The following is a 20,409-nucleotide window of genomic DNA, read 5'->3' as shown; positions in this document are numbered from 1 at the left end:
GCATGCGAAGCGGGCAAAGTATCGATCACCATTCGCCTGCCTTCCAAGCAAACCAAAACGCTGGCGCAGTATCAGGAAGATGGTTTTTTCGATCAAATTCTCGAAGACGCACACAGCCTCAGCGATCACGACCGTGAGCTGCTTGCGCTACGGGCCGAACGCCGTTATGCGGAGTTCTTTAAAAAGGCGGTGCTGCACAAGAAAAACATTGTCGTTTCCGGCGCTACCGGCAGCGGCAAGACTACCTTCATGAAATCGCTGGTGCATCACATTCCTGCCGAAGAACGGCTGGTGACCATCGAGGACGCGCGCGAGCTGTTTATCGAGCAGCCCAACGTGGTGCATTTGCTTTATTCCAAAGGCGGTCAGAGCACCAGCAACGTATCGGCGAAAAGCTGTATGGAAGCCTGTCTGCGTATGAAGCCCGATCGCATCATCCTGGCCGAGTTGCGCGGCGATGAGTCGTTCTACTTCATCCGTAACTGTGCGTCAGGTCACCCCGGCTCGATCACTAGCTGCCATGCCGGCAATACCGAACAAACGTGGGATCAATTGGCGTTGATGGTGAAGGCTTCTGCCGAAGGCGCTGGCCTGGAGTTTTCCACGATCAAGCGCCTGCTGATGATGACGATCGATGTGCTGGTGCATATCAAGGCACATGCCGGACGTCGCTACATCACCGGCATCGATTTCAATCCGGCCCGCACTTTTCCATCGGACGCCGGGTAGTCGCCATGTCGAGCCTGTTCAGATCCAGGGGGTCACGAAAATGCTAGCTGGAATGGAAATGATGGCTTGCCCGAACCTGGCCGTTCCGGCCGAGGTCATGCAGCACATCGTCAACGTCGAGTCTGGCGAAAACCCCTATGCGATCGGTGTGGTCGGCGGCCAACTGGTGCGCCAACCGCTGAACCTGGATGAAGCGATCGCCACTGTGCGTATGCTCGAAAGCAAGGGCTACAACTTTTCCGTCGGCCTGGCCCAGGTCAACCGGGCCAATCTCGGCAAGTACGGTTTGGACACCTATGAAAAGGCATTCCAAACCTGCTCCAACCTTGCAGCAGGCGCGCGTATCCTCGCCGAGTGCTATGCCAGTTCCGGTGGCGACTGGGGCAAGTCTTTCAGCTGTTATTACTCGGGCAACTTCACTACCGGCTACCGGGATGGTTACGTCCAGAAAATCTACGACTCGATCAATCGCAGTGCCAGTAACCAAAGCGCAGCGATACCGATTCAATTAATCAGCAACCAGGCAGTGACGAGCAATGGCATCAAGGGGATGGCTCCTGTTGCCGCGGATAGCGCCGCTTATCGGGTCGCGATACGCAGCGTGTTACTGGATACCGCAGCCTCCATGGCCGTCGTGCCGGCAGCGGCAAAAGCGCTGGGCACCACACCTGCGCAAGTCATGGCACCGCCCACCGCTGTCGCCGCTGAGGCGCCCCCCGTAGCGACGATGCAGGCGCAAGCACAGGCGGTTATGGCAGCGGCAATGAATGCGCAGACGGTAGCACCGACAGCAGTCGCGCCCTCGGCCGCAGTGGACACGAATAACGGGATATTCGTACCCCAGGTACACGGACCCGGCGAGTCCGTGTCGCCAACAGCTTCTACAGATACCGTAGCTCCACAAGTTGCGGCGTTGCCCACCGTTTCGACACCTGCCACGGATCAGGCCGATCTACGCCAGGGGAATCGCGATGACGCTTTCGTATTCTGAACACCGAAGCCATTCATTGGCGGCACGGCGCTTGAAGAAAACGCGCGTGTCACCGTGCAATGACTATCAACCTCGCCTGGTAGGCATCCCCGTGCTTACCGCGACGGCCGTATGGCCGCAACAACATCTCGAGTCTTTTCGAGGTGTCCCTGTAGTGAACGTGGCTGCGCGAAGCGCAGCTGTCCTTGGAAGCGGTCATCACTAGATCACCGCATCTGTTTTTGAAATCTTTCATAAGGAAATCTGAGATGGCACCGAATCCATGCACCAACAACGGTAACTTTCAATCCAAGAACATGCTCGCCACCTTGATCATGGGCTTCGTCGTCATGGCGCTGCTTATGCCGAGTCTCGGACTGGCGCAGGATGTCACCGAGACACAGACCAAAGTCTGCGGCTTTTTCCAGAACATCAACGGCCTGTTGAATGCGGCATCGATCGTGGTCGTTACCATTGCGGTCATTTTCTCTGGTTACCAGATTGCTTTCGCACATAAACGCATTGCCGAAGTCGCTCCTGCCCTGGTCGGTGGCGTGCTGATCGGTGCGGCGGCCCAGGTAGCCAAGATGGTCGTGGGCGGCAGCGGCTCGGCGTCGGCATGCACCTCCACTAGCGGTGCCGCGTCAGCCATGCTGACCCACTTTCTGCAGCACTATGTATAAGGATGCATTGTTCCGCGGCTGCACACGCCCAGCGATGTTCATGGGCGTACCTTACCTGCCCTTTTTCATGGGGGCGGGCGGGGGCTTGCTGATGGCGATGTACTTCAATATGTGGTTTCTGTTGCTGATCCCGATGGTGATTTTCGTCATGCGTCAGATGGCACGGCGCGACGAAATGATCTTCACCTTGCTGGGCCTTCGTTTCCATTTCCGGACGAGGGTTCGCAATCTGCAACAGCACGATGGCATGTGGGTATTCACGCCCAATTCTTACCGCGGCCAGCACAAAGACGAGCGGTAATCCAGACGCCCCGGCGACGGTACGTGCCGGGGCGCCCCTTCCGGTGAAGACGGTACAGAACCAAACGGTATAGAGAATCATGTTTACCCCAGACACAGGTATCAGCGATTTCATCCCCATTTCCACCCATGTCTCGCCGACCGTCCTCAAGACGACCGGCGGAGATTTCCTCATGGTGTGGCGAATGGCCGGCCTGCCCTTCGTAGGACGCGAAGAGTGGGATCTCGAACACCGCCACAACACCTTTAATCGGATGCTGCAGACCTTGCGCGCGCCGGATTTCGTCAATGTGGCCTTTTGGGCACATGATATTCGTCGCCGTCGTCGCGTCGCCGACAAGAACCGGTTCGATCAAGCATTCAACCAGACCATGTCGGATGCTTATTACGAAGCGCTATCGTCGCAGAAGCTCATGCAGAACGAGCTTTACCTGACGATGATTTATCGTCCGGTGGTCAGCGGCAAACGCTTTGCCGAAAAATCGAGCGACTTGAGCCAGCTCGAATCCGAACAATTGCAAGCCATCACAACTATCCAGGAACTCGCTGGCAACGTCGAAGCCGTATTAAAAGACTATGCGCCGAACCGTCTCGGAATGTACGAGGCTCGCAATGGCGTGGTGTTCTCCGAGGTACTGGAATTCTACGGTTACTTGCTCAACCGCATTGACGAACCGGTACCGGTGCTACAAGCACCGGTTTATAACTACTTGCCGGTAAGCCGGCAGCGTTTCTCCAGCAAGACCGGCGACTTCGTGATTACCACGCCCACCGGCGTGAATCATTTCGGCGCGCTCTTGAACATCAAGGAATATACGGATGGCACTTATCCGGGCATCCTCAATGGCTTGAAGTACCTGGATTTCGAGTATGTCATCACGCACTCGTTCAGCCCCATGGGGCGACAAGATGCATTGAAGGCACTCGACCGCACCAAGGGTGCGATGATTTCGTCTGGCGATAAGGCCGTCAGCCAGATCGGTGAACTGGACCAGGCGATGGATCAGCTGGCCTCGGGCAACTTCGTGCTCGGTCAGTATCACTTTTCCATGGCCATCTACGCCTTGAACCAGGAGCTGCTCTCACAGCAAATCGCCGCGACGCGTGCCGAGCTTTCCAACGCCGGCTTTATTTCGGTCAAAGAAGATCTCGCTGTGACCGCCGCGTTCTATGCGCAGTTTCCAGGCAACTGGAAATATCGCACCCGCTTGGCAAACGTCAGCTCGTTGAACTTCCTGGGTTTATCACCGCTGCACAATTTCGCCACGGGTAAGAGAGAAAACAACCCCTGGGGAGATTGCGTCACAACCCTGCAGACCACCAACGGCCAGCCTTACTACTTTAATTTCCACGCAACGCATCCGGCCGAGAACTCGCTGGGCGAGAAAGCTATCGCCAACACCATGGTGATCGGCAAATCAGGTACAGGTAAAACCGCGCTGATCAACTTTCTGCTCAGCCAGGTGCAAAAGCTGAAACCCTCACCGACGATCTTCTTCTTCGATAAGGATCGTGGTGCCGAGATCTTTGTGCGCGCCTGTGGTGGCAATTACCTAGCGCTCGAAAACGGCCACCCCACCGGCTTCAATCCGTTCCAGTGCGAACGTACCAAGGCCAACGTGCAGTTTCTGGCCGACCTGGTCAAAGTGCTTGCAGGCAAGAGTGTCTACAGCTCGCGCGAGGAAGAAGATATCTTCCGCGCGGTCGAGAACATGCTCGATACACCCATGCACTTGCGCAACATGACCAACTTCCAGAAAAGTCTGCCCAATATGGGCGACGACGGCTTGTTCATACGTATGCGCAAGTGGACCGCCGGCAACTCGCTGGGTTGGGTCTTCGACAACCCGGTCGATACCATCGACCTGACCAAAGCGAACATTATCGGCTTCGATTACACCGACATCATCGATAACGCCGAAGTGCGTGCGCCGGTGATCAATTATCTGCTGCACCGATTGGAAGCCCTGATCGATGGCCGACCATTGATCTATGTGATGGACGAGTTCTGGAAGATTCTCGACGGCAAAGGTGGCCTGAAAGAATTCGCCAAGAACAAACAGAAAACCATTCGTAAGCAGAACGGCTTGGGCATTTTTGCCACGCAGAGTCCCGAGGACGCACTCGCCAGCGATATCGCAGCCGCACTGATCGAACAGACCGCGACGATGATTCTTCTGCCCAACCCGAATGCCAGCCGCGAGGATTACATCAACGGCCTCAAGTTGACCGATGCCGAATACCAGGTCGTTGTAAGCCTCGACGAGCGCTCGCGCTGCTTCCTGGTCAAGCAAGGCCATGCGTCTTCGGTCTGTCAGTTGAACTTGCGCGGTATGGACGATGCGCTGGCGGTGATTTCGGCATCCACGGACAACATCGAAATCATGCACGAAGTGTTGCAGGAGCGCGCGGCGGCCGAAGGCATCCCCGCAGATAACCTACGACCCGAGCAGTGGCTGCAAATGTTCTACGAAAATCGTAAAGGCAGCGGCAAGTCCAAACCCCCTCAGCCGTCTAAATCTACTCAGCCGACTCGCTCGGCAGCAATCTGACCATGAGCCCCATCAGGAAGGAGAACCCTATGGCTACCCCCGCTCACGCTCGCGCTTTCATACACACCGCTGTGCGCCGCCTGCTCGGCGCGATGACGTTGGCCGTAATGCTAAGCATCGCGGCTCCGGCAGCGCATGCGCAATGGCAAGTGCAGGATACCGACGCTGAAAACACCCTTAGCAACATCAAGGGTGACACTGGCAAGATCAATTCGGTGCTTGGCACGACCCAAGACGGCAATGGCACCATCAATACCAACCTCAATAACATCAATAACAAATTGGTTATTGGTGCCTACAATCAAAATGCACCTGGTCCACGCGTGGCCGACCCGCAACAAGCACTGCCTGCGGCGACCACGGTTCTCGACGATGGCGCGCATTGCAGCCTGGTCGCAACGGCACAGCAAGCTAACTGCCAGCAAATCGTTGCTATCGAAAACGCGCAGTACCAGTACATGATCACCATGTATACCACCAGCAAAACCCGCGATGACATGTTGCGGACGCTATTGACCGAACGCCAGAATATCCAGGCTGGCGACGCCAATCAGTTCGGCAAGCTCGAAGACAATACCAACAAGCTGACCGCGCTTTACAACCTCATTGCACTAGACCGTCAACAGATGCAATCGGTCAACTACGCTTACGAGGCGAACCTTCGCTATCTGCGTAGCAAACAAACTCAATTGGCCGATGCCGCCGCCTCGGGCCAATCGCCTCCTGGCTCTGGTGGCAGCATCAATATTCCGGGTGTCGGCAATGTCAACATCGGCTCGGTCCTAGCTAGCATGACCACGGGCGTCATTCTCTCTGCCGCGCTGCAAGGGCAGCAGAGCACGGCCGCCCCGGGCATGCAAAAGCTAAGCATCGAGAGCACCAATGGTTGGTGACAACCGCTTGAACCACAAGCACACCATCGTAATAAGCGCGCTGCCGTACCAGATATGGCAAACGCAATTATCGTTCTGCCTGATAAGGAAAGTTGAGCCATGATCGCCATGATGGGAAGTTGGCTGGGAAGTATCTCGCTTGGGCTGGGGGGAGATCCGGGAGATCCGCTCGGAGGCGCAACCCAATTCGTCTTCTTCAAGACGATCAACGACTTTCTGCGTAATGAGATCGATATCCTGCAATGGAATCTGCTCTCGCGATCCGCCTCGATCATCGGCTTTGTCGCCGTGGTGATGCTTACCATTTGGATCATGTTCCAGGGCTTTCGTATCGTCACCGGACAATCGCGGCAACCCATGATGGTGCTGGTTGGCGATTCATTGCGTGCGGTACTGGTGATTTTTGTGGCTACCAGCGTGGCCTTCTCGTCGTCGCCCCTGTACTGGACGCTTAGTGACGGCGTATCCAGCGCAATCGCCAGCTACGTTACCGGCAGCAGTACCAGCCCATTTCAATCGATCGATAACAATCTCGCCGGCATGGAAGCTGCTATGGCAACCATCGATGCCGTCGATACGGGTGGCAACGCGGCGTCTCAGGCGGCCAAGGACCGTGATCGCTGGTTCACGGGCATCGGCATTGCCGGCCCCAGTGTAATCGCCGGCTCCATGCTCCTGCTCAATCGAATCGCCCTGGCCCTGTTCATTGGCTTCGGGCCCATATTTATCATGTGCCTATTATTCGAGCAGACCAAATCGCTATTTAGTAAATGGCTGTTCTATGGCATAGGCACTGTGTTCTCCCTTTCACTGCTGAGCGTCATGGTAAGTATCGCTATGAAGATGATGGCGGCCGTCACCGCGGCCTTCGCAGCAAGATATTTGCTGTCGATGACCAACATTGGTGCAGGACAAACCGATGGCATCAGCAGCATGGCACTGCAGCAGGGTGGTCTCGGACTGTTGCTATCAACGTTGATCGTCATGGCGCCGCCTATGGCAGCCGCATTCTTCCAGGGCACATTAGGGCAGTTCGCGTCGTACTCCTCGTTTGGCAGCATTGGTGCTGCTGGCGCCGCTCGCCGTGAACAAGCGTTGGCTCAAGGTCGAGCACCTAGTGGTGGCGGCGGTGGTGGCGGTGGCGGCACTCTCCCCCCTAATCGAGACACCGCAGGTGGTGGAGCAGCCATGCCATCCCTTGTAAACAATAGCCAGGCCTTAGGTCTTAGTTCTGGCGGCAGCGGTATGGCCGGTGACGTACAAAAGTCAAAAGATTTCCAACCCAGCAGCGAAGCCTAATGGCGTATGACGGGCGGCTATCACCTACATCAGGCATTGAAGCTGGGTAAATGCTCATCGTTGAAGAATGAATTGCCAGTTTGCTGAAACTGGGCAGTGCAATCGAATAGATCACGGCGCTTCACAACACCGATTGCTGGGCAGGAAAAAAGACGGTGAGTCTCAATAAGTCGCACTTCAATAGGCTCACCGATTTCTGAGGGTAGATACGATGAAAATAACTTCAATAGCTATATTGCTTGGCTGCCTGTATGCACCGCTTGCCTGGTCGCAATGCGCACCCGGCGTTCCCTCGGCAGGCAATCCCGGATGCATTCCACCAGATCAGTCAAATTCGCCTTATTACCAGGGTGGATCAGCTCAGCAGCAGGCCCCACAAACAGCTCCTCAAGTACAAGCTGTGTGGGCAGATAGATGGGGTGCCATTGCTGTCGACTATAAGACAGGGCAAGCAGGAACTATCGAAGGGCAAACGAGCAAGTCCAAAGCGGACCAAACAGCATTGTCTGATTGTGCAAAGAACGGAAGCCCAAATTGTGAGGTGATACTTTCGTTCCACAATCAGTGTGCTGCGATTGCATGGGGCGCTGGAAAGATGGGCTATTCAGGGGGACCTACCACGGACGTCGCCGAACAGAAAGCAATCGATCGCTGCGGCCAAGGGGACGCCTGCAAAATTGTCTACAGCAAATGCAGCTTCGCAGAGCGTGTCCGATGAATATGTTCAGATAACCAGAGTAGCGTACGAGTGGGCCGGCCATATGAACTTTGATCTCCGGTCACTCGAAGAACATCCAAAGATGAAAGCGATAGCTGCTCCGGCCTCAATGGATTGTCTGTATATCCCACTGACCTGGTCGCAATGCGCTCTAGGTGCGCCATTCGCTGGCAATCCAGGGCGCATACCGCCAGATCAATCGAATTCGCCGCACCGTATTACTTAGGAGAATTCTTCTCAGCAGCAAGCTCGTGTTTCTCAGCCTTCCTGGGTAGGTCGATGAGGTGCTATCGCCATTGATGGCGCAACTTGGCAGGGCTGGTACTGCAGCAGGGCGTGCAAGCAAAGCGGATGCAGTTCAAGCGGCCACAAGTGACTGTATGGAGCACAGAGCCACCCGCTGCAAGATCGAGCTCGCTTATTACAATCAATGTGCGGCCATTGCCTGAGACTCCCCTAATCACGGTGAAGCGGAGACGCAAATGAATCGTTAGCTCAATCGGCTGCCATGAAATATTTCGACAATTGCAGAGTTTTTATAACGCAAAAAGCCTGTCAAAACGCATCAAATAACTTCATTTTCGTGACTAGCTAAACGGCTACAACGCGGCCCATAACAAATCCTTAGACATGAAATTTGTGGGCACAGTAAACATTCAGTGACCTACCTCGCAAAAACGCCCTATCCGCTTGATCCGCAGTCGCCATCTGACCCTAAAATTCGAGATTCCCGTGAGATAGCTCCGATGACTGTCAGCGCCAAGGAAGCAGCCTGAGCATGAAACGTCTCCTAACCATCGGCATGGTTTCACTGTGCTGTCTGGCGTCGAGTGCATCGGCTTTTTCCAGCGAAGGCGCGGCATCTGCTGCGAACAACTTGCGGGACTCGTATGAGCAATGTGCGGCGGCATCCCATCATGCGATGCCCGGCATGCAGAGCTGCATCGACTCCGAATTCACGTATCAGGATGCGAGGCTCAATGACGTCTACCGCAAGCTTCAATCCACCTTGCCAGTAGCGCGGAAAACCAACCTGCGCGACGAAGAAAGAGTATGGCTGGCCGAGAAGAATACAGCTTGTTCATCCAACACGCGGACTGGCGAACAAGCTCAGCGCATCGAGGCGAATACCTGCTCGCTGAACATGACAGCAAGCAGAGCGAAGGTGCTAGAGAACTTGCTGAGCGATTCCGACAACGCATCGGACGACAAGAACGCCAGCCATACACGGCGGTCAGCAGCGGCGACTGCGGCAACGCCTGCAGCTACTGCACAGGACAAGGGAAATAAAATGGATGATTTGAAAGCATTCGCCACCGGCGGCAACAAGATTCTGGATGCCCAGACCGGCGATCTCAGCGGCGCCGGGCGCAACGATGCCTTGCTGGTCTTGGACCCACCCGGCAACGGCAACCAGAAGCTTGGCGAAGGCGCGCCGCGCAACGTGCTGCTCTTGGTCCGCGATGCACAGGGACAGTTACAGCAGTTTGCCCACAATGATCGCATCGTGCCTTGCGCCAGTTGCGGCGGCATCGCCGGCGATCCGTTCGGTTATGTGCGGCTGGAACCGGGTCAGTTCACCATCGTCAATGGCGGTGGTGGCCGTGAGCATTGGGCCGATGAATTCACCTTCAAGTATTTCCCCGAACACAAAGATTGGCTGATCGCGAAAGTGGTCCGCCGGGTGGAAGACCGCGAAACGGGCGAAAAGAAAGTGATCGATCTGACCGGCAGCGATCTGGGCGCGGTCACCTTCAAGGAGTTCGATCCCTCGCGACTGCCGGAGGCCGAATTGCATTAAATGGGATTTCCGCCAAGGCGGGTGGAAACATGGCACACAGGGATGGCGCCGACATGTAGTGGAAGTTAATCAGGAGCTATACATGACTACGGATCGAGAAGCACAAGTATTGTTGGATGCCACGACGGCAGGGATCAAGTCGCCGAAAGAGCTGGCCAATTTCATGGCCCAGGTCACGCATGAATCGAATGGCCTGAACCGGCTTGAAGAGAGCTTTCGTTATACCAAGGGGATTTCGCAGATACCGGTCCAATCCGCGTGGCGCCAGGGCGAAGGCGCACTGGAATCCGCACGCCTGCAGGCCATGCAGGGTCACCCGCAGCAGCTGGCCGAACTGATGTATGGCGGACGCAATGGCAACGACCAGCCAGGCGACGGCTACACCTATCGCGGGCGCGGCTATATCCAGCTCACCGGCAAGGATAACTATCGGGAAGCGGGCCAGGCACTGGGGCTCGATCTGGTCAAGCACCCCGAGCTTGCCGCCGAACCCAGGAACGCATCCAAGATTGCCGCCTGGTATTGGGAAAGCCACGTGCCGGAAGCTGCCCGTGAAGACGTCAAGGCTGCGACCAAAGCTGTCAACGGCAAGTACAACGGCCTGGAAGATCGCCGAGAGCGTTTCGCCAGCTGGGAAAAGAAACTGACACCCGAAGTGATGGAGCGCCTGGCCAAGGGCGATGTTGGCACCATCGCGCAACCCGGCACGCAGCAGTCACATAACACCTCGGGGCATGCGTCGGCACAGGGCGCTCACGGCCAGGAAGGGCACCCCGAATCAGTGCGCAAGCTACAGGCCGATCTGGCCGCACTGGGCTATACCGACGCGCAACACAAAACCCTGCGTGCAGATGGCCATTTCGGCCCCGCCAGCAAGGCTGCCCTGGAGGCGTTTCAGCACGATCATGGCCTGAAAGCAGACGGCATCGCCGGAGCCAAGACACTGGAAGCCATTCATCAGCAGGTGATGCAGCAGGAAGGTAAAAAGAGCGCGGGAGCTGCCGCTACCACGCACCAGTTGGACCATGCGTCACACCCCGATCATGCGCTGTATCAGCAGGCTCGCGGTGCAGTGCATCGGCTCGATAGCCAACAGCAACGCACATCCGATCAGCACAGCGACCATCTGGCCGCCTCGCTGGTTGTCGCCGCGCGGCGCGATGGCCTGCATCAGATTCACCATGTGATGTTGAGCGACGATGCATCGCGTACTTTCGCCGTGCAAGGCGAGTTGAACTCACCGATCAAGCAAATGACCCAGGTGGAGACCGCAGTAGCAGCCAAGACACCGATTGAGCAAAGCAGCCTGGCTTGGAAACAAGTCATGCAGGAAAAGCCGTGGGACCCGGCACAGGCATCAGCGCAAGCACGAGCCCATGAATCACCTGCGAACCAGCTTGGCGCCGGCGAGATGCCAAGGACAGGGCCATGAGGAAAATCAGCGATTCCATCGCGACGTCAAAGCGCAGCGTCGTTCATGACGGCGGCAGTTTTTCCTCAACGAATCGAATAGCCCAGCCATGTCCATTCGTCTGACTTCCTCGCTCATCCTATCTCTGGCCCTGACCACTTCTGCGTGCAGCTCACCTATGAAAACTCCAGACATCAAACAGAATCCGCATCCGAAAACCCGCTACGAAATCACCATGACCATCGATGGCGCGCCCGGCCCGTTCGATGCGGTAACCGGATTCGTGCAGTACAAAGTTTCCAATGATCGCTGCGTACCGCTTAGCCCTGGCAGTGGCGCGACGCTGGCACCCGAGAAAAGCGTTCCTCTCGACCTGACCCGGGTCAGCGACAAAGTCTACCGAGCCACGTTCTATACCGACTTATTCCAGGACGAGGACTATTACGGTCTCGGCGTCTGTCATTGGTCGGTGGTGGCCGCCACCGCGGCACTAAAGGTCAACGCCTCGGATTTAAGCCCGGCCTTGTTCATTGACGACATCAAGGCGCAGAAACCCGTCGCCACTTATTTTGCCGACGGCGAATATCTGGACGCGCGCAAGGGAAAAGACAGCTTCCCCACCATCACCGGCAGCCTCAAGCGATCCGACTACCAGCCTGAATCGCGTACCGACATATTCTCGATCACGCTCGTCGCCAAGGAGGACGTCCAATGAGTGTCAGCCCAACCGATTACGCCTTGCTGGCGCAGGACTCCTACAAGGATCCCGTGCTGAACAAGCCGATCATCCTCGGTGGCGTCACCTACCGAGCGATCGATTACGCCAACGACCCCGTCACCGGCTATCAAGGCACGGCGTACAAACGCGTCGATACGGGTGAAATCATCATCGCCCACCGCGGTACCGAGTTTGGCCGGGAACCCTTGCAAGATGGTGTCATCGCCGACGGCGGCATGGTCTTCACCGGCCTGAACTCGCAGACTTCCGATGCCATGGCTTTCACCCAGAAAGTCATGAATGAAGCGAAACACGAAGCCGAGCAAAAACACCAGCCGGCACCCAGCATTACCGTCACCGGCCATTCGCTCGGCGGCACCCTCGCCGAGATCACGGCATATAAGTACGGCTTGCATGGCGAGACCTTCAACGCCTACGGTGCGGCAGGCTTGCTCGAAGGTGTGCCCAAAGGCGGCAACCAGATCATCGACAATGTTCGCGCCACCGATGTGGTCAGCGCCGGTAGTGCCCATTTTGGCCAAGTGCGCGTCTACGCCACCCAGCAAGATATCGATGCGTTGAGCAAGGCGGGTTATCGCGACAACAACACCTTGCTTACGCCGCGCGAGCCCATCCTGGGCAAGATCCAGGCAGACGCCCATGCGATCGACAACTTCGTGCCCAACGGAAAGACCCTGGGTCAATCGATCATGACGCCGGAGAACGCCGCCCGCTACGAGGCGCATCAAGGCATGGTCGACCGCTACCGCAAGGATGTCCTCGATCTTCGCACAGGGCTATCGGCATCGTGGGAAGTACCCAAGGCCGTTGTCACTGGTGCAGAAGCACTAGGTCACGCAGCAGGCGAAAAAATAACCCAAGGCATTCATGCCGCCGAGCACGCGGCCCATGTGGTCGCTCACGACGCCTCGCAGGCTTACAACACCGCACGTCACACCGTCACCGAAAAGGTATCGCAAGGCGTCCACGCAGCCGAGCACGTGGCCCATGTGGTGGCTCATGACGCTACACAAGCTTATGACACGGTGCGCAAAGAGGTTTCGCACGGCTTCGTGGCTGCTGAGCACGCCGCGGGCAAGGTCGCCCATGAAGCCTCGCAGGCCCTGCACGCGGCAGGTCACGCCATGAGTGAAGCGGGTCATGCCGTGGGTGAAAAAGTGTCAAGCGCCTTCGATACCTTTAGCCACCCCGGCTCATGGTTCGATCACAAGCCAGCCACCCCGGCAGCGGCGGCGCCCGCACGCCTGGACCATAGCTCGCACCCCGATCACGCGCTCTATCAGCAGTCGCTAGGCGCGGTCCATCGATTGGATGCCCAGCATCAGCATGTCCCCGATCAGCGCAGCAGCAATCTGGCCGCGGCCCTGGTGGTAGCGGCGCGACGCGATGGCTTGAGTCAGATCCACCATGCGGTACTCAGTGACGACGCCAAGCACACTTACGCCGTGCAAGGTGACCTGCATTCGTCATTCAAGCGCATAACCCATGTGCATACTGCCGAAGCCGTCGCCACGCCGGTCGAGAAGAGCAGCGCCGCATGGGAGCAGGCAGCGCAAGCCAGACATGCCAATCAGGCCCAGCTATCGCAGCAACAGGAACATCAGCAAACGCAGAACCGGGGGAATCCCGCGCAAACCGTATGACTTGCACAGTGGCATGGAGGCGCCTTGCGGCACAAAAAGGCGCTTCCATGGAATGGATTTACGGCGTATCGACATCTCTCGGGAGAAGCTGTCGATACGCAGAATGCAGTACCAGCACCTTGGTTTAAAACGATAGCGAATGCCAAGCGTTATTTTTCTCACAGGTATTCGGATATCGGCCTTCACTTGCAATCACCCTGGTCGGCAAGCAACATTTCCGGCCAGCCAAAATCACCTAATGGCTTCACCTTCGTACGGAAGCAAAGGAGTTTTCATGAAAGGCTGGATTTTTATGGCGGCCATGCTTTTCACCATGCAGGCCAGTGCCCAGTTCTACGAACCATTGAGGTATCGAGCCAACGATCCGTTCGTGTTCTGTACCCAAGGACAGCAGACCCCGACGAAATGCTGGTGGCCGATTGCACCTTATACCGGAGCCTACCTGCCAGATCTGAGTTGCGATCCACCCAATGAATATGGAAGGCCCTGGACATCAGCCGACTATGATTCGTTGGATCAATACTTGACCGTTTGTCCCATGGCGCAGAAGTCCGGCGCATGGAACGGCACGGCGCCCGCCGAATCGAGCCCGTTCGAGCATTGATCGCCAGATGCACGAAACTACCGGGCAAATTGCCCGGTAGTTTCGTGCATCATTTATTCATCGCAACAACTGTTCAAGAGGTAGCGCTCATGGTCTTTGCCTGATAGGCAAAGACCATTAATGTTTCGAAAAATGACTGAGAACTTTACACAGGCATTCGCCATATACCGCTCGACAAAAACAACCTGTCTTGTGGACGAAGGCCGAAATAAGTTTCAAAGTTTCCACGATCTTCCAGCATCGATATACCCGCAAGGGAAACTGGCACCAAGGTAGAACTTCATGAGCAAGGCGAAATGGTATTGGGCGGCCGGATTGATCTTGGCCGTCCTGGTTGCGGGGGAATATCTTTCCGGCTTTCTGACACTGCTGTTTCTTAAAGTAGGCACCAGCCAGATCCAATGGGATACCTATTGGAGCTATCTGCGTTCCATGGATTTGCCGCAGGTGCAGCCCTATCTTGGCCGCATCAAGGCAGCCGGCTATATCGGTTTTGGCCTGCCTTTGATTGCCTGGCTGATCGTGATGTATTTCATGGCCAGGCAAAAGAAGCCATCGATACACGGCGATGCCCGCTTTGCCAAAAGTGGTGATCTGAGCAAGCTCGGTATGTTCAAGTCATCGAACAACGGCATCCTGGTCGGCAAGTTCCACGGCAACCTGGTTCGACTCAGTGGTCAGCAGTTTGTCATCCTGGCGGCGCCAACACGCTCCGGCAAAGGTGTCGGCGTGGTGATTCCGAACCTGCTCGACTATCAGGAATCGACCGTCGTTCTGGATATCAAACAGGAAAACTTCGAGTTGACCAGCGGTTGGCGCGCCAGCCAGGGTCAAGAAATCTATTTGTTCAACCCATTTGCTGAAGATCGCCGCAGCCATCGCTGGAATCCGCTCAGCTACGTATCCAAAGATCCCGCTTTTCGCGTGTCGGATTTGATGAGCATCGCGGCGATGCTTTATCCGGATGGCTCCGATGATCAGAAATTCTGGGTCAGCCAGGCACGCAATGCGTTCATGGCCTTCACGCTCTACCTGTTTGAAAAATGGGATGACGACGAGAAGAAAAACATACCGCTGAAACTCCGGGTCAAGCCGACGCTTGGCGCCGTTTACCGGCTGTCATCCGGTGACGGCACCGATTTGAAGCAGCTCTACCAAATGCTGGCGCAGCAGCCTTTTCTCAGTGGCACTGCGCAATCGGCTTTTTCTAACCTGCTGTCGCAGGCGAATGAAACCTTTGCCTCGATTCTCGGCACCTTCAAAGAGCCGCTCAACGCCTGGATCAATCCGGTGCTGGACGCGGCCACTAGCGACGACGATTTCTTGCTGACCGATGTACGCAAAAAGAAAATGACGATTTATATCGGCATTCAGCCGAACAAGCTGGCGGAGAGCCGCTTGATCGTGAATCTTTTTTTCAGCCAGCTGATCAACTTGAACACCAAGGAATTGCCGCAGAACAATCCGGCGCTGAAATACCAGTGCCTGTTGCTGATGGACGAATTCACCTCGATCGGCAAGGTGGAGATCATTGCCACGGCGGTGTCGTACATGGCCGGCTACAACATCCGGCTTTTGCCCATCATCCAGAGCATGGCTCAACTCGATGCCACTTATGGCAAAGACGTCTCGCGCACGTTGGTCACCAACCATGCACTGCAAATCGTCTACGCACCGCGCGAGCAACAGGACGCCAACGATTATTCCGACATGCTGGGCTATACCACCGTACGCAAAGAAAACATCACGCGCGGCGGCGGTAGCCGCGGCGACGTGTCGCGCAGCCAGTCCGAAGAACGGCGTGCCCTGATGCTTCCGCAAGAACTAAAGGCTATGGGCAATGACAAAGAAGTCTTTCTTTATGAGGGCATCGCTTTCCCGGTGATGTGCGAGAAAATCCGCTACTACCAGGACAAGTACTTCACTTCTCGCTTGTTGCCCAAAGTGAACGTCGCCACCTTGACCATCTAAGCCGAGCCCTATCCTGAAGCTGCGGACACCCTGTCCGCAGCTTCAGCGCTAGACTTACGCGCATGACGCTCCCCCCGGCACTGCTCGACACCCTCCGCCAGACCTTCGCGGCCGACGCCTGCTCCTTCGATGAAGCCGAACGACTGGCCTACGCGTATGACAACTCGCGCCGCCATGCGATGCCGGATGCGGTGCTATTTCCCACCGAGCACGCGCAAGTGGAAACCCTGGTGCAGGCCTGCCGCGTCCATCGCATCCCGGTGATCGCACGCGGACGCGGCACCAATACCACGGGCGCCACCGTGCCGGTCGACGGCGGCGTGGTGGTCAGCTTTGAGCGGATGAACCGGATCATTCGCCTCGACCCGGATAACCGCCTTGCCATCGTCGAACCCGGTGTATTGAATGGCGACCTGCAGCAGGCCTTGAAGCCGCTTGGCTTCTTCTGGCCGCCCGACCCTACCTCATCGCCCTGGTGCAGCATCGGCGGCAATCTCGCCTGCAACTCAGCCGGCCCGCGCACGGTGAAGTACGGCAGCCCGCGTGAGAACACCCTGGGTTTGCGTGCGGTGGCGGGCACCGGTGCTGGCTTCCGCTGCGGCACCTACACCAGCAAAGGCTCCACCGGTTACGACCTGACCCGTCTGTTGATCGGTTCCGAGGGCACGCTGGCGCTGATCACCGAGGCCACCCTCAAGCTGACCCCCAAACCCACCGGCATACGCACCCTGCGCGCCACGTATCGCGACGTCGGCGCCGCCGCGCGTGCGGTGGCGAGAATCATGGCGCAACCAGTAACGCCCTGTGCGCTGGAGTTTATCGACGACGTCGCCTTGAAGCTGGCACGCGACTACGGCGGCGATGGCGTACCGCTGGCCGGTGCGATGCTGATGATTGAAGTGGATGGCGAGCCAGACACGCTGGCCGGCGCGGTCGAAGCCGTATCGCGGGCCGCCCGCGGCGACGGTCTCGACGATTTGCAAGTCGCCCAGACGGCGGAAGAAACCCAGGCCTTGTGGTCGGCGCGCAAAGCCTTGTCGCCGGCACAGCGCACGATTTCCCCGAACAAGATCAACGAGGACGTGGTTGTCCCAGTCAGCCGATTACCCGAGCTGGTCGATGGCATCAAACAGCTGGCCGCCAAGCATGACGTGCTGATAGTCACCTTCGGCCATGCCGGCAACGGCAACCTGCATGTCAATCTGCTGCCCCGTGATGACGCCGAACGCGAGCGTTCGCACGCCTGCCTGGGCGAGGTGTTCGCGCTGGTGATTTCGCTCGACGGCACGCTGTCGGGCGAGCACGGTATCGGCCTGGTCAAACGCGAATTCATGCCGCTGGCACTGTCAGCCGAAACGCTGGGGCTGATGCGTAACGTCAAAACAGCCTTCGACCCGGACGGCATTCTCAACCCAGGCAAGCTGCTGCCTTAGCCTGCGCCCCGGCGCATCCACTCATGCACGATCCATAGGGTTAGGAGTCTGCCTTGAAGTGTTTGCTGGTACTTGCCCATCCACTGCACGACAGTCTCGCCGCCTCGCTGGCGCAGCACGTACATGACTTGCTTAAGGCGGGCGGGCATGAGGTCGTGCTCGAAGATCTCTACAAAAACGCCTTCGATCCCGCGCTAAGCGCCAGCGAGCGCGCGAGTTACTACGCCCCGGCTTACGACGACACCCATGTCGCCGCAGAAATCCAGCGGCTGCGCCATGCCGACGCCATCGTGCTGGTTTTCCCGACCTGGTGGTTCGGCTTTCCCGCGATACTCAAAGGCTGGTTTGATCGTGTGTGGGCACCTGGGGTTGCCTATGACCATGCCGCCGATGGGGGCGCCATCAAAGCCCGGTTGTCAGGGCTGCGCCGGATGCTGGTGGTGACCACACTGGGTTCACCGTCATGGGTCGATCGCTGGGTCATGCGACGCCCCGTCAGGAGAATCCTCAAGACGGCAATACTGGGTGCCTGCGCGGCACAGTGCCGTATGCAAATGCTGTCGCTGTATCAAAGCGAACGCGTTACCGCGAAGCAAGTCACACGGTTTCGGCAAGGCATCGCACGGGCACTGGCCTCGTGGTGAGCGCGGTTACTTCATGTAAGAGCGCAGTATCTTGAGCACGTCGTCCAACTCTTGCTGATGCTCGGCATCGGCATGGGGGTCGGCGACATGGGTGCGCAAATGCCCCTCCAGCACTTCGCCCATCAGGCCATTGACCGCGCCGCGCACAGCGGCGATCTGCTGCAGTGTCTCGGCGCAACCGCGCTCTTCCGATAGGCCGCGCTCAAGCGCGTCCAATTGACCCTTGATACGCCGCACGCGGGCGATCAACTTGCTTTTATTGGCGACGGTATGGCCCATAGCTCCTCTTATCCATATACTAGGGGGCAGTATATGCCCATTAGGTGAAACGCATGTTGCCCGATCTTGTTCAACTGTTGAGCCAAGGCAGTGGCCATCTATGGCTGTTCATTCCAACCGCGATCCTGCTCGGTGCCCTGCACGGGCTGGAGCCGGGACATTCGAAGACCATGATGGCGGCCTTCATCATCGCCATTCGAGGCACCGTTACCCAGGCTGCGTTGCTTGGTCTCTCTGCCGCATTCTCACACACGCTGATTGTCTGGCTGGTGGCGCTGCTTGGCCTGTACCTGGGCTCCCGTTTCGACATGAACGCCAGCGAGCCTTACTTCCAGCTCGCCTCCGGTGGCCTGATCGTGCTTATCGCACTGTGGATGCTGTACCGCACCTGGCGCGAGCATCAGCGTGAACTAGCCCATGAGCATGACCACCACGGCCAGGCACCCTCACTCGCTCACCGCTATGCCCATGCCTTCAGCGCGCCCGCTGCCGGGCAGATGCAGGATGCGGTATTCACCCTGCCTGCGCCGCAGTTGGTGGACTACCAGGATGCTCACGAGCGAGAGCATGCCCATGACATCCAGCGCCGTTTTGCCAACCGCCAGGTCAGCACCGCGCAAATCGTGATCTTCGGGCTTACCGGTGGACTCATCCCCTGCCCGGCCGCCATCACTGTCTTACTGCTGTGCCTGCAGCTGAAGCGGATCAGCCTGGGCGCGACCCTGGTGCTCTCTTTCAGCGTGGGCCTGGCCTTGACCATGGTGCTGGTCGGCGTCGCCGCGGCGATCGGCATGAACCAGGCGACCAAGCGCTGGCCCGCGCTGGGCCAGTGGATACGCCGCGCACCCTACGCTTCGAGCGGGCTAATCGTGCTGGTGGGACTGTATGTGGCATGGCAAGGCTGGACGGCGTTGCGCTAATGCCCGGGGGTAGCCGGCTGAATCAGGCGCCGCGGCGTGAAAAAATCAGATGCAGGCCAAACAGCACGAACACCGCACCGGCCACCCCGTCGATCCAACGTGACAGGCGCAGATAACCGCGACGCATGCTCGGCAACGCAAACACCGCAGCCACCAAGGCAAACCAGACAAAGGTCTCCACCATCACCAAGGTCCACAGGCCCCAGCGCGCGCCTACCGTGACGTCATCGCCAATAAAGGCAGAAAACACGCTGCCGAAATAAATCACCGCCTTGGGATTGGCCAGATTGGTAAACAGGCCTGCCCGCAGCGTCGCCATATCGCCTTGCTGCAACACCGCCCGCGGCTGGGCTTCGCCGGCCACCGGCGCCTGCCATGCACTGCGCAGCATCTTGACCCCCATCCAGGCCAGATAAAGGCCGCCGGCCGTAGCGATCAACCGCTCCAGCCATAACAGCCGTTGCAGCAACAATTGCAGGCCCAGCAAAGCCAGGGTCGACCATACGACCACACCGAGGGTAATCCCCATCACGCCAAACAAGGCCTGCCGGCGCGAACGGCTGACCGCCGTCTGCGAGACGAAGAAAAAGTCCGGGCCCGGGCTTAACAAGGCGATCAAATGCACGATGGCAATGGTTATAAACAAACTCATGCGCTACCCCTCGAGCCAATCTAAGGTTTGAAAGCATCTCCGACTTGGCCGACAAAGTCACCTCGGCGCCGCAATGCAGCTTGCTGCAACAAGCCCGGCTCATCTACGCTGCCGGCGTCTTACCATTGGTACCCGCATGCGCGCTGACGCCGCAGGCCCTGGCTTGTT

General features: G+C 57.6%; 20 protein-coding genes. 18 read left to right on the top strand and 2 right to left on the bottom strand.

Annotated elements, in window-relative coordinates; translation table 11 throughout:
• The 17 genes from virB11 to OUZ52_RS04910 all read left to right on the top strand — a co-directional run.
• Positions 1–729: P-type DNA transfer ATPase VirB11 (virB11, locus tag OUZ52_RS04980; RefSeq protein ID WP_266157217.1), on the top strand; the 729-nt coding region annotated here is incomplete at its 5' end.
• 52 nt (positions 730–781) lie between these two features.
• Positions 782–1,720 carry a lytic transglycosylase domain-containing protein gene (locus OUZ52_RS22845; protein WP_323135314.1) on the top strand — a complete coding sequence of 313 codons (939 nt, stop codon included), beginning with the start codon at positions 782–784 and terminating at the stop codon, positions 1,718–1,720.
• 248 nt (positions 1,721–1,968) lie between these two features.
• Positions 1,969–2,382 (top strand): TrbC/VirB2 family protein, encoded by a 414-nt coding sequence (locus OUZ52_RS04970; protein ID WP_266157216.1) that lies wholly within the window; start codon positions 1,969–1,971, stop codon positions 2,380–2,382.
• Positions 2,375–2,683: a VirB3 family type IV secretion system protein gene (locus OUZ52_RS04965; RefSeq protein ID WP_266157215.1), complete on the top strand. Its 309-nt coding sequence runs from the start codon at positions 2,375–2,377 to the stop codon at positions 2,681–2,683. The genes OUZ52_RS04970 and OUZ52_RS04965 overlap by 8 nt, the downstream gene beginning before the upstream one ends.
• A 79-nt stretch (positions 2,684–2,762) precedes the next feature.
• A complete protein-coding gene (locus tag OUZ52_RS04960; RefSeq protein WP_266157214.1) occupies positions 2,763–5,234 on the top strand; it encodes a VirB4 family type IV secretion/conjugal transfer ATPase in 2,472 nt (823 codons plus the stop codon).
• Between the two features lie 29 nt (positions 5,235–5,263).
• Positions 5,264–6,127 (top strand): hypothetical protein, encoded by an 864-nt coding sequence (locus OUZ52_RS04955; protein WP_266157213.1) that lies wholly within the window; start codon positions 5,264–5,266, stop codon positions 6,125–6,127.
• A 99-nt stretch (positions 6,128–6,226) separates the two neighbouring features.
• Positions 6,227–7,426 carry a TrbL/VirB6 family protein gene (locus tag OUZ52_RS04950; RefSeq protein WP_266157212.1) on the top strand — a complete coding sequence of 400 codons (1,200 nt, stop codon included), beginning with the start codon at positions 6,227–6,229 and terminating at the stop codon, positions 7,424–7,426.
• A 211-nt stretch (positions 7,427–7,637) separates the two neighbouring features.
• Positions 7,638–8,144 carry a DUF4189 domain-containing protein gene (locus OUZ52_RS22970; protein WP_425493790.1) on the top strand — a complete coding sequence of 169 codons (507 nt, stop codon included), beginning with the start codon at positions 7,638–7,640 and terminating at the stop codon, positions 8,142–8,144.
• A gap of 299 nt (positions 8,145–8,443) precedes the next feature.
• Positions 8,444–8,593: a DUF4189 domain-containing protein gene (locus tag OUZ52_RS22965; RefSeq protein WP_425493789.1), complete on the top strand. Its 150-nt coding sequence runs from the start codon at positions 8,444–8,446 to the stop codon at positions 8,591–8,593.
• Between the two features lie 329 nt (positions 8,594–8,922).
• Positions 8,923–9,945 (top strand): lysozyme inhibitor LprI family protein, encoded by a 1,023-nt coding sequence (locus OUZ52_RS04945; protein ID WP_266157211.1) that lies wholly within the window; start codon positions 8,923–8,925, stop codon positions 9,943–9,945.
• An 82-nt stretch (positions 9,946–10,027) separates the two neighbouring features.
• Positions 10,028–11,377, top strand: coding sequence for an XVIPCD domain-containing protein (locus tag OUZ52_RS04940; RefSeq protein ID WP_266157210.1), 1,350 nt, complete (start codon positions 10,028–10,030; stop codon positions 11,375–11,377).
• Positions 11,378–11,534: 157 nt separating this feature from the next.
• Positions 11,535–12,071 carry a hypothetical protein gene (locus OUZ52_RS04935; protein WP_266157209.1) on the top strand — a complete coding sequence of 179 codons (537 nt, stop codon included), beginning with the start codon at positions 11,535–11,537 and terminating at the stop codon, positions 12,069–12,071.
• Positions 12,068–13,738, top strand: coding sequence for an XVIPCD domain-containing protein (locus tag OUZ52_RS04930; RefSeq protein WP_266157208.1), 1,671 nt, complete (start codon positions 12,068–12,070; stop codon positions 13,736–13,738). The genes OUZ52_RS04935 and OUZ52_RS04930 overlap by 4 nt, the downstream gene beginning before the upstream one ends.
• Positions 13,739–14,012: 274 nt before the next feature.
• Positions 14,013–14,342 (top strand): hypothetical protein, encoded by a 330-nt coding sequence (locus tag OUZ52_RS04925; RefSeq protein ID WP_266157207.1) that lies wholly within the window; start codon positions 14,013–14,015, stop codon positions 14,340–14,342.
• A 282-nt stretch (positions 14,343–14,624) separates the two neighbouring features.
• Positions 14,625–16,313, top strand: a complete 1,689-nt coding sequence (locus OUZ52_RS04920) for a type IV secretory system conjugative DNA transfer family protein (RefSeq protein WP_266157206.1) — start codon at positions 14,625–14,627, stop codon at positions 16,311–16,313.
• Between the two features lie 62 nt (positions 16,314–16,375).
• On the top strand, positions 16,376–17,746 hold the full coding sequence (locus OUZ52_RS04915; RefSeq protein WP_266157205.1) for an FAD-binding oxidoreductase: 1,371 nt from the start codon (positions 16,376–16,378) through the stop codon (positions 17,744–17,746).
• A 53-nt stretch (positions 17,747–17,799) separates the two neighbouring features.
• The gene (locus tag OUZ52_RS04910) at positions 17,800–18,390 is read left to right on the top strand and encodes an NAD(P)H-dependent oxidoreductase (RefSeq protein ID WP_266157204.1); all 591 of its coding nucleotides are present in this window, start codon (positions 17,800–17,802) and stop codon (positions 18,388–18,390) included.
• 6 nt (positions 18,391–18,396) lie between these two features.
• On the opposite strand, the gene OUZ52_RS04905 is transcribed toward OUZ52_RS04910, so the two are convergent.
• On the bottom strand, positions 18,397–18,669 hold the full coding sequence (locus tag OUZ52_RS04905; protein ID WP_266157203.1) for a metal/formaldehyde-sensitive transcriptional repressor: 273 nt from the start codon (positions 18,667–18,669) through the stop codon (positions 18,397–18,399).
• A gap of 53 nt (positions 18,670–18,722) precedes the next feature.
• Between OUZ52_RS04905 and OUZ52_RS04900 the strand changes: the two genes are divergently transcribed.
• The gene (locus OUZ52_RS04900) at positions 18,723–19,589 is read left to right on the top strand and encodes a nickel/cobalt efflux transporter (protein ID WP_266157202.1); all 867 of its coding nucleotides are present in this window, start codon (positions 18,723–18,725) and stop codon (positions 19,587–19,589) included.
• A gap of 22 nt (positions 19,590–19,611) precedes the next feature.
• On the opposite strand, the gene rhtC is transcribed toward OUZ52_RS04900, so the two are convergent.
• The gene (gene rhtC, locus OUZ52_RS04895) at positions 19,612–20,241 is read right to left on the bottom strand and encodes a threonine export protein RhtC (protein WP_266157201.1); all 630 of its coding nucleotides are present in this window, start codon (positions 20,239–20,241) and stop codon (positions 19,612–19,614) included.
• Positions 20,242–20,409: the final 168 nt, after the last annotated feature.

Origin of the sequence: Dyella silvatica, assembly GCF_026283955.1 — a bacterium.
In the GTDB taxonomy this organism is placed as follows: Bacteria; Pseudomonadota; Gammaproteobacteria; order Xanthomonadales; family Rhodanobacteraceae; genus Dyella_C; species Dyella_C silvatica.
Note: the sequence above shows the minus strand (reverse complement) of the source record. Positions and strands in the feature narration are given on the sequence as shown.

What these genes read in the sequence shown, in the direction of transcription:
- OUZ52_RS04915 (WP_266157205.1), top strand. Translation starts at nt 16,376, where the DNA reads ATGACGCTCCCCCCGGCACTGCTCGACACCCTCCGCCAGACCTTCGCG.
- OUZ52_RS04905 (WP_266157203.1), bottom strand. Translation starts at nt 18,669, where the DNA reads ATGGGCCATACCGTCGCCAATAAAAGCAAGTTGATCGCCCGCGTGCGG.
- rhtC (WP_266157201.1), bottom strand. Translation starts at nt 20,241, where the DNA reads ATGAGTTTGTTTATAACCATTGCCATCGTGCATTTGATCGCCTTGTTA.
- OUZ52_RS04925 (WP_266157207.1), top strand. Translation starts at nt 14,013, where the DNA reads ATGAAAGGCTGGATTTTTATGGCGGCCATGCTTTTCACCATGCAGGCC.
- OUZ52_RS04945 (WP_266157211.1), top strand. Translation starts at nt 8,923, where the DNA reads ATGAAACGTCTCCTAACCATCGGCATGGTTTCACTGTGCTGTCTGGCG.
- OUZ52_RS04920 (WP_266157206.1), top strand. Translation starts at nt 14,625, where the DNA reads ATGAGCAAGGCGAAATGGTATTGGGCGGCCGGATTGATCTTGGCCGTC.
- OUZ52_RS04935 (WP_266157209.1), top strand. Translation starts at nt 11,535, where the DNA reads ATGAAAACTCCAGACATCAAACAGAATCCGCATCCGAAAACCCGCTAC.
- OUZ52_RS04965 (WP_266157215.1), top strand. Translation starts at nt 2,375, where the DNA reads ATGTATAAGGATGCATTGTTCCGCGGCTGCACACGCCCAGCGATGTTC.
- OUZ52_RS04960 (WP_266157214.1), top strand. Translation starts at nt 2,763, where the DNA reads ATGTTTACCCCAGACACAGGTATCAGCGATTTCATCCCCATTTCCACC.
- OUZ52_RS04940 (WP_266157210.1), top strand. Translation starts at nt 10,028, where the DNA reads ATGACTACGGATCGAGAAGCACAAGTATTGTTGGATGCCACGACGGCA.
- OUZ52_RS04950 (WP_266157212.1), top strand. Translation starts at nt 6,227, where the DNA reads ATGATCGCCATGATGGGAAGTTGGCTGGGAAGTATCTCGCTTGGGCTG.
- OUZ52_RS04955 (WP_266157213.1), top strand. Translation starts at nt 5,264, where the DNA reads ATGGCTACCCCCGCTCACGCTCGCGCTTTCATACACACCGCTGTGCGC.
- OUZ52_RS04900 (WP_266157202.1), top strand. Translation starts at nt 18,723, where the DNA reads ATGTTGCCCGATCTTGTTCAACTGTTGAGCCAAGGCAGTGGCCATCTA.
- OUZ52_RS22965 (WP_425493789.1), top strand. Translation starts at nt 8,444, where the DNA reads ATGGCGCAACTTGGCAGGGCTGGTACTGCAGCAGGGCGTGCAAGCAAA.
- OUZ52_RS04970 (WP_266157216.1), top strand. Translation starts at nt 1,969, where the DNA reads ATGGCACCGAATCCATGCACCAACAACGGTAACTTTCAATCCAAGAAC.
- OUZ52_RS04930 (WP_266157208.1), top strand. Translation starts at nt 12,068, where the DNA reads ATGAGTGTCAGCCCAACCGATTACGCCTTGCTGGCGCAGGACTCCTAC.
- OUZ52_RS22970 (WP_425493790.1), top strand. Translation starts at nt 7,638, where the DNA reads ATGAAAATAACTTCAATAGCTATATTGCTTGGCTGCCTGTATGCACCG.
- OUZ52_RS22845 (WP_323135314.1), top strand. Translation starts at nt 782, where the DNA reads ATGGAAATGATGGCTTGCCCGAACCTGGCCGTTCCGGCCGAGGTCATG.